A 475-nucleotide genomic window follows, 5' to 3' on the forward strand; every position below is an offset into this window, starting at 1 on the left:
GCCTTCCGTCAGATCGAGAAACCACTGACCGCGCCACAGCTCGAAACGGGTTTTTACGGCCTGGGCGACACATTCCGGACTGTCGATAAGGAAAGTATCGTCACCCTGGCCGAAAGTGTAATCGCCTTCAGTATCTTCGCGACGGTATCGCATTATTGCGGCCCTCCGGTAGTTCCCCCGCCAGTCTGTACTCCGCCATGTTTATGCGTGGCGACACTGATACCAGAAGCTGTTACGTCATTCGTTACCGTCACCGGCCCAAGCATCGTCGCAGTACCGCCGCTTTCGCCCATTCCCTGAGACAAGTTGCCATTAATCGTTACGTTGCCGTTCAGCGTGATAGTCGGGGATGTGATTGTCGTTCCACCTTCAGCCGTAGCTGTAAGCTGGCCCGGTGTTTTAATGGTGATGTTATGTCCTGCGGCGACTTCTACAAACGCCGCACCATCATCGGTTCGCACCTGCGCGGCGCTGG

Annotated in this window: 1 protein-coding gene and 1 pseudogene; both read right to left on the minus strand. The window is 56.0% G+C overall.

The annotated features are described in order from the left end of the window. A partial coding sequence (locus AC07RN_RS21075; RefSeq protein ID WP_478337231.1) for a contractile injection system sheath initiator occupies positions 1 to 153 on the minus strand: 153 nt, incomplete at its 3' end. Then, positions 153 to 475 (minus strand): annotated as a pseudogene (locus AC07RN_RS21080) (phage baseplate protein); the annotation flags it as partial. The gene AC07RN_RS21075 and the pseudogene AC07RN_RS21080, both read right to left, overlap by 1 nt.

This window comes from Lelliottia sp. GFLA7, assembly GCF_056490165.1.